The 7073-nt window shown below is 73.7% G+C and carries 6 protein-coding genes; all 6 read left to right on the top strand.

Annotation, left to right across the window (positions count from 1 at the left end; genetic code table 11):
* A partial coding sequence (gene ftsW / locus VGR37_24520; protein ID HEV2150585.1) for a putative lipid II flippase FtsW occupies positions 1 to 1126 on the top strand: 1126 nt, incomplete at its 5' end.
* Positions 1123 to 2277, top strand: coding sequence for an undecaprenyldiphospho-muramoylpentapeptide beta-N-acetylglucosaminyltransferase (murG, locus tag VGR37_24515; GenBank protein HEV2150584.1), 1155 nt, complete (start codon positions 1123 to 1125; stop codon positions 2275 to 2277). The genes ftsW and murG, both read left to right, overlap by 4 nt.
* 37 nt (positions 2278 to 2314) lie before the next feature.
* The gene (gene murC, locus VGR37_24510; protein ID HEV2150583.1) at positions 2315 to 3730 is read left to right on the top strand and encodes a UDP-N-acetylmuramate--L-alanine ligase; all 1416 of its coding nucleotides are present in this window, start codon (positions 2315 to 2317) and stop codon (positions 3728 to 3730) included.
* Positions 3731 to 3735: 5 nt separating this feature from the next.
* Positions 3736 to 4476, top strand: coding sequence for an FtsQ-type POTRA domain-containing protein (locus VGR37_24505; GenBank protein HEV2150582.1), 741 nt, complete (start codon positions 3736 to 3738; stop codon positions 4474 to 4476).
* 8 nt (positions 4477 to 4484) lie between these two features.
* Positions 4485 to 5732 carry a cell division protein FtsA gene (gene ftsA / locus VGR37_24500; protein HEV2150581.1) on the top strand — a complete coding sequence of 416 codons (1248 nt, stop codon included), beginning with the start codon at positions 4485 to 4487 and terminating at the stop codon, positions 5730 to 5732.
* Between the two features lie 68 nt (positions 5733 to 5800).
* Entirely contained in the window at positions 5801 to 7033 is a 1233-nt protein-coding gene (gene ftsZ, locus VGR37_24495; GenBank protein ID HEV2150580.1) for a cell division protein FtsZ, read from the top strand.
* Positions 7034 to 7073 lie beyond the last annotated feature (40 nt).

Raw genomic sequence — 7073 nt, 5'->3', positions numbered from 1 at the left:
GCCGGCCGCGCGCGAGCGCGCCGACGCCTGGGAGCCGGGAGCGCTGGTGCTGCTCACCCTCCTCGCCCTCTCCTTCGGCGTGATCGAGCTGTACAGCGCGAGCGCCTTCCTGGCCCAGTCGGACGGGCTCCCGGGGCACTTCTACGCCGTGAGGCAGGTGGCTGGGGCGGGGATGGGGATCATGGTGGCGGCGGTGCTCGCCCGGGTCGACTACCGGCACTACCGCCTGGTCGCGTGGCCCATCCTTGGGGCGGTGCTCTTCCTCCTCCTCCTGCTGATCCTCCCCGGGACCGAAGCCATCGCCCCGCGGGTGAACGGCGCCCGGCGCTGGATCAACCTGGGGGTCCAGTTCCAGCCCTCCGAGTTCGCCAAGCTGGCGCTGATCGTCTGGACGGCGGCGATGGCGGTGAAGAAGCAGGACCGGCTGCACTCGCTCAGCAAGGGGCTCCTCCCCTTCCTGGTCGTCTGGTTCGTGACGGTGCTGCTGGTCTTCCTGGAGCCCAACCTTTCGGCGGCGCTGCTGATCGCCCTTCTTTCGGCGCTGGTCCTCTTCGCCGGGGGGGCGCGGATCGGGCACTTCATCCTCCTGGGGATCGTGGCGGTCCCGGTGCTGTGGAGCCAGATCCAGGGGGAGAGCTACCGGATGAAGCGCATCGTCGCCTTCCTGGACCCCACGGCGGACCCCGCGGGGGTCAGCTACCAGATCCGGCAGTCGCTGATCGCGGTGGGCTCCGGCGGGATCGGCGGGGTGGGCTTCGGGGAGAGCCGGCAGAAGTTCGGCTTCCTCCCGGAGCCGCACAACGACTTCATCTTCGCCATGATCGCCGAGGAGTGGGGGCTGCTGGGGATCGCCTTCGTGGTCCTCCTGTTCGCGGGCTTCGCGGTGGTGGGGTACCGGATCGCGGCGCGGGCGCCGGACCGCTTCGGCTACCTCCTGGCGGTGGGGATGACCAACCTGATCGCCGTCTCCGCCTTCCTGAACATGGGGGTGGCGCTCGCCCTGCTCCCCACCACCGGCGTGGCGCTGCCGTTCATGTCGTACGGCCGCAGCGCCCTGCTCACCGCCTTCGCCGCGGTGGGGGTCCTGCTGAGCGTGGCCCGGGCCGGGCGGGAGGCGCCCCGGTGAGCGCCCCCGGAGCGGGCGCGGCGCCGCGGGTCCTCTTCGCGGGCGGAGGGACCGGAGGGCACCTCTACCCGGCGCTCGCGCTGGCGGAGGCGCTCCGGGAGCGCGACCCCCGCACGGAGGTGTTCTTCGTGGGGGCGCAGCGCGGGATCGAGGCGCGGGTGCTCCCCGAGCGCGGCGTGCCGCACCTGCTCCTCCCCTTCGAGCCCATCCGGCGCTCGCGCCCCTGGGAGAACTGGCGGCTGGTCCCCGCGCTGGCCCGCTCCTTCGCGGGGCTCGGCCGCGTGTACGGGGACTTCCGCCCGAACCTGGTGGTGGGGACGGGGGGGTACGCCAGCGGTCCGGCGGTGCTCGCGGGGATCGTGCGCGGCGTCCCCGCTGCGGTGCAGGAGCAGAACTCCTTTCCCGGGCTCACCACCCGGCTGGTGGCGCGGCGCGTGGGGCAGATCCACCTCGCGTTCCCGGAGGCGCGCCGCTACCTGAAGCCCGGCGCCCGCACGGAGGTCTTCGACTTCGGGAATCCCATCCGCCCACCGGACCCCACGCTCGATCGCGCGGAGTCCCGCGCGCACTTCGCCCTGGGCGGCGGCACGGTGGCGCTGGTGGTGGGGGGGAGCCAGGGGGCGCGGGCGGTGAACGAGGCGCTCCTGGGCGACCTCCGCGCGGTGGCGGAGGGGCTCCTCCCGCCGCGCCCGGAGGGCTTCGAGATCCTCTGGGCCACCGGTCCCGCGCACCACGAGGAGATCGCCGCGCGCCTGGCGGAGATCGGGACGGAGTGGGTGCACGCCGTCCCGTACATCCACGACATGCCGCGCGCCCTGGCCTCCGCGGACCTGGCGGTGTCCCGCGCCGGGGCCATGGCGCTGGCGGAGCTGTGCGCCTGGGGGGTGCCCAGCGTGCTGGTGCCGCTCCCCACCGCCGCCGCCAACCACCAGTACCACAACGCGGTGGCGCTCCGCGACGCGGGCGCCGCCGTGATGGTGGAGGAAGCCGAGCTGCAGACGGGCCGCCTCTGGGGCGAGCTGGCCTCGCTGGCCGGGGACGAGGTGCGCCGGGCGGACATTTCACGCCACGCACGGGAGCGCGGACGCCCCGACGCCGCGGCGCGCATCGCCGAGCAGCTGGCCCGTCTCGCGGGCGGGGGGCGAACGTGAGCCGAATCCCTTTTCCACCCCGGACCCGTCCACTATATTGAGCGCCTTCGAACCGGTGGAGATCTCCGGCCGCGGCCCGATCCACTTCATGGGGATCGGTGGCGCCGGAATGGCTCCCCTGGCCGAGCTCTTCCTCCGCGCCGGAGCGCGGGTCACCGGGTGTGACGTGCACCCGGGCCCGGCCGCGGCGGCGCTCCGCGAGGCGGGCGTCGGGGTCTGCGAGGGGCACGATCCTTCCCACCTGGAGGGGTGCGCCGCGCTGGTGTTGACCGCCGCCGTCCCGCAGGACCACCCCGAGGTCGAAGCCGCGCGTGCCCGCGGGATTCCCGTATTGAAGCGCGCCGAGGCGCTGGGCGCGGTGGTGAACCGCGGCACCGTGGTGGGGATCGCCGGCACCCACGGCAAGACCACCACCACCACCCTGGCCACCGTCGTGCTGGAGGCGGCGGGGCTGGAGCCGACGGGGATCGTCGGCGGCAGGGTCCCGGGGTGGGGAGGAAACCTGCGCCACGGGAGCAGCGCGCTCTACGTGGTCGAGGCCGACGAATACGACCGCTCGTTCCTGACGCTCCGCCCCCACGTCGCAGTCGTGACCACCCTCGAAGCCGACCACCTGGACATCTACGGCTCCCTCTCCGCCATCGAGGACGCCTTCCTCTCCTTCGTGGATGCCGTCCCCGCGGGCGGGCTGATCGCCGGGTGCGCGGACGACCACGGCGCCGGGAGGCTGCTGGCGCGCGTCGGCGGCACCGGGCGCGAGGTGCTCTCCTACGGGACGCGTGCCGGGGCCATGCTGCGCGCGGAAGGGATCCGGTCCGCTGGGGGGGAGACCCGCTTCGCGGTCCGGGAGCGCGGCGAGCTGCTGGGCGAGGCCCGCCTCCGCATCCCGGGGGAGCACAACGTCCGCAACGCCCTCGCCGCGGTGGCGGTGGCGCGGCACCTGGGCGCCGGGTGGAGCGCCGTCGAGGAGGGGCTCGCCTCCTTCGCCGGGGTGGACCGCCGCTTCGAGCGCGTCGGGGAGGCGGGGGGAGTGCTCCTGGTGGACGACTACGCGCACCACCCCACCGAGGTGGAGGCCACGCTGCGCGCCGCGCGGAGCGCCTACCCGGGGCGGCGGATCGTCGCCGTGTTCCAGCCGCACCTGTACTCCCGCACGCGCGACTTCGCCGCGGAGTTCGGGCGGGCGCTGGCTCTGGCGGACCGGGTCTTCGTCGCCGACGTGTACGCCGCGCGCGAAAAGCCGCTCCCGGGGGTCACCGGCGAGATCGTCGCCGACGCGGCCCGTGCGGCGGGAGCCGAAGTTCGCTACCTTCCCGAGCGCGACGCGGTGGCCGCCGAGGTGGTGGAGGCGTTGGAGCCCGGGGACGTCTGCCTGACGCTGGGCGCGGGGAACCTGGACGCCGCCGCGCGCGAGATGCTGGACCTCCTCCGCGGGGCTGGTTCGCCCGCGTGATCCCGGTGCGCAAAGCTCGCCGTCTCGTGCTGGGCGCCACCCTCCCGGTCGTCCTTTCGGCGCCTCTTTGGGGGCCGCGCGTCCTGGAGCGGACCCCGTGGTTCGGCGTCCAGCGGGTGGAGGTCGCCGGGGCCCGCATGGTCGCCCCGCACGACGTGCTCGCCGCCTCCGGGATCCGGCTGGGGGAGAGCGTCTGGCGCGAGCCCGGGCCCTGGGTCGCGGCGCTGCGGCGCCACCCCGGGATCGAGGACGCGCGCGTGGTCCGGCGCCTTCCCGCCACGTTGCGGATCGAGGTGGCCGAGAAGCGCCCGGTGGGGCTGGTGGAGGCGGGCGCGCTGCACCCGGTCACCTCGCGCGGGGAGGTGCTCCCCGTGGACCCCGCCCGTGTCCCGCTCGACCTCCCGCTGATCCGCGCGGAGGGCGCCGCGAAGGGTGACTCCGCCGGCGCGCGGGTCCGCGCCCTCGCCGCCGAGGTCGGCCGCCTGGGTCAGCTCGACCCCGGGCTCTTCGCCCGGGTCTCGGAGGTCTCCTGGGAGGGGAAGGGGACGCTGCTCCTCACCCTCTCCGCGCCCGACGCACGGGTCCTCCTCCCGGCCGGGGCCGAGTCGGGGCGCCTGCGGCAGCTCCGGGCCGCGCTCGACGACGTCGAGCGGCGCGCCCCGTCGGGCGCCGACGGCGCCGGCCCCGTCCGCATCGACCTCCGCTTCCGTGAGCAGGTCGTCGTCCGCTTTCCGCCACGCGTGTAACCTTCCGTATGCGTCCTACTCTGGTTGCCGGCCTCGACATCGGATCGAGCAAGACCGCCGTGGTCATCGCGGAGGTCGCGGGAGACGCTCCCCATCGATCCCCCGTCAAGGTGCTCGGCGTGGGCCAGGCGAAGACGGGGGGGATCCGCCGCGAGGTGGTCACCGACATCGAGGCAACTACGGAGTCGGTCCGCAAGGCGGTGAAGGAGGCCGAGCTGATGGCCGGCGTCACCGTGGACCGACTCTACACCGGGATCGCCGGGGAGCACATCCACGCCCGCGCCTCGCACGGGGTGGTGGCGGTGGGCCGGCAGGAGATCACGGCGAGCGACGTGGACCGGGTGCACGAGGTGGCGCGCGCCGTCCCCATTCCCGCGGACCGCGAGCTGCTCCACGCCATCCCGCAGGAGTACCTGGTGGACGGGCAGGGGGGGATCCGCGACCCCGCCGGGATGGCGGGGACGCGGCTGGAGGCCGAGGTCTTCCTCGTGACCGGCGCCGCCTCCGCCGCGCAGAACATCCGCAAGGCGGTCTCCCGGGCCGGGTACCAGGTGGCCGAGCTGGTCCTGGAGCCCATCGCGTCCTCGCTGGCGGTGCTGTCCGAGGACGAGCGGGAGATCGGCGTGGCGGTGGTGGAGCTGGGCGGCGGGACCACGGACGTGGTGATCTTCCACGAGCGCAAGATCCGCCACCTGGCTACGCTCCCCTGGGGGGGCGCCACCGTGACCAACGACATCGCCAAGGGGCTCTCGCTCCCCTACGCGGAGGCCTCGCGCGCCAAGGAGCGCTGGGGCGTCGCGCGGGCGGACCTGGTAGACCCCAACGAGACCTTCGAGGTCCCGGGCGCCGCGGCCGGGCAGACGCGCCACATCGCGCGGGAGCTCCTGGGCCACGTCATCGAGCAGCGCATGGACGAGATCCTGGCGCTGGCCGAGGACCAGGTGCAGCGCAGCGGCCTGGCGGACCGGCTGGGTGCCGGGATCGTGCTCACCGGCGGCGGCGCGTCGCTGCACGGGGTGCTGGAGCTGGCGGAGCGCACCTTCGCGGCTCCTGTCCGCTGCGGAGTTCCCGGCGAGGAGCTGGGAGGCTTGTCCGACAGCGTCCGCCGCCCCAAGTTCGCGACCGCCACCGGGCTCGTCCTGTTCGGCGCCCGGCGCATGGTCCCGGAGCACGCCGGAGGCGGAGCCGCCATGGGCGGCGCCTCGATGGGCGGAATGATCAAGTGGATGCGTGACTGGCTGAACGACTTCTTCTAGGGAGTCCGTCGGTCGGCACTCAACTTTTCTCGCAGTCGTGTACCTCCCCCGGGACGGAGGAAGAGCAGATGATTTTCGAGTACGAGGAGTCCGCCATCCAGAACGCCCGCATGAAGGTGGTGGGTGTGGGGGGTGGAGGCGGGAACGCGGTGAACCGGATGGTGGACGAAGACCTGGAGGGGGTCGAGTTCATCTCGGTGAACACCGACGCGCAGGCGCTCAAGAACTCGCGTTCGGGCGTCAAGATCCAGATCGGGAAGAAGCTCACCCGCGGGCTGGGGGCCGGCGCGCGCCCGGAGATCGGGCGGGCGGCGATGGAGGAGAGCGCCGACGAGATGCGCAAGGCGCTGGAGGGCTCGGACCTCGTCTTCATCACCGCCGGGATGGGCGGCGGGACCGGGACGGGCGGCGCGCCGCTGATCGGGGAGATGGCCCGTGAGATGGGAGCGCTGACCATCGCCATCGTGACCCGCCCCTTCCTCTTCGAGGGGAAGAAGCGGATGCGCCAGGCGGAGCAGGGGCTCGCCGAGCTGAAGCGCGCGGTGGACACCATGATCGTCGTCCCCAACGAGCGGCTCCTCGCGGTGGTCGGGAAGGGGACTTCGTTCAAGGACGCGCTCAAGAAGGCGGACGAGGTGCTCCTGCACGCCACGCAGGGCATTTCGGACCTGATCCGCGTCACCGGCGAGGTGAACGTGGACTTCGCCGACGTGCGGACGGTCATGTCCAACCGCGGGACCGCGCTGATGGGGACCGGCTTCGGGCGCGGCGAGAACCGCTCGGTGGAGGCGGCTCAGGAGGCGATCTCGTCGCCGCTCCTGGACAACATCTCCATCCATGGCGCGGCCGGGGTGCTGATCAACATCACCGGCGGGATGGACCTTGCCATCGACGAGGTGACCACGATCTCCTCCATCATCCAGGACGCCGCCGGCGACGAGGCGGAGATCATCTTCGGCGCGGTGCACGACAGCAGCATGAAGGAGGAGGTCCGCGTGACGGTGATCGCGACCGGGTTCGAGAAGGACGCCGCCCCGTTCGCCGACCGCTCGGACAACGTGATCCGCCCCAACTTCCGTACGGTGACGGCGGCGGCGCGCCCCGAGCCCCGTCCTGAGGTGCGCCCGCTGGGGACGACGACCACCACGTACCCGCCGCGCCCGGAGCCCGCCCCCGAGCCGCAGGCGCCGGCCGCGGGTCCGGCGCAGACCACCCCGATCCGATGGCCTTCGCGCCCGGCGGAGCGGCCGCTCCCCAACGACCTCGAGATCCCGACGTTCATCCGCCGGCAGATGGACTGACGGCTGCCGGCACACAGGCGGGCGCGGCTCCCCGGAAGGG

This window comes from Longimicrobiaceae bacterium (assembly GCA_035936415.1).
GTDB lineage: Bacteria > Gemmatimonadota > Gemmatimonadetes > Longimicrobiales > Longimicrobiaceae > JAFAYN01.
The sequence above is the reverse complement of the archived record's forward strand: the minus strand, read 5'-3'. Positions and strand labels throughout refer to the sequence as shown.

Excerpts from the sequence above, each read along its gene's own strand:
- ftsA (HEV2150581.1), top strand. The coding sequence starts at position 4,485 with ATGCGTCCTACTCTGGTTGCCGGCCTCGACATCGGATCGAGCAAGACC.
- ftsZ (HEV2150580.1), top strand. The coding sequence starts at position 5,801 with ATGATTTTCGAGTACGAGGAGTCCGCCATCCAGAACGCCCGCATGAAG.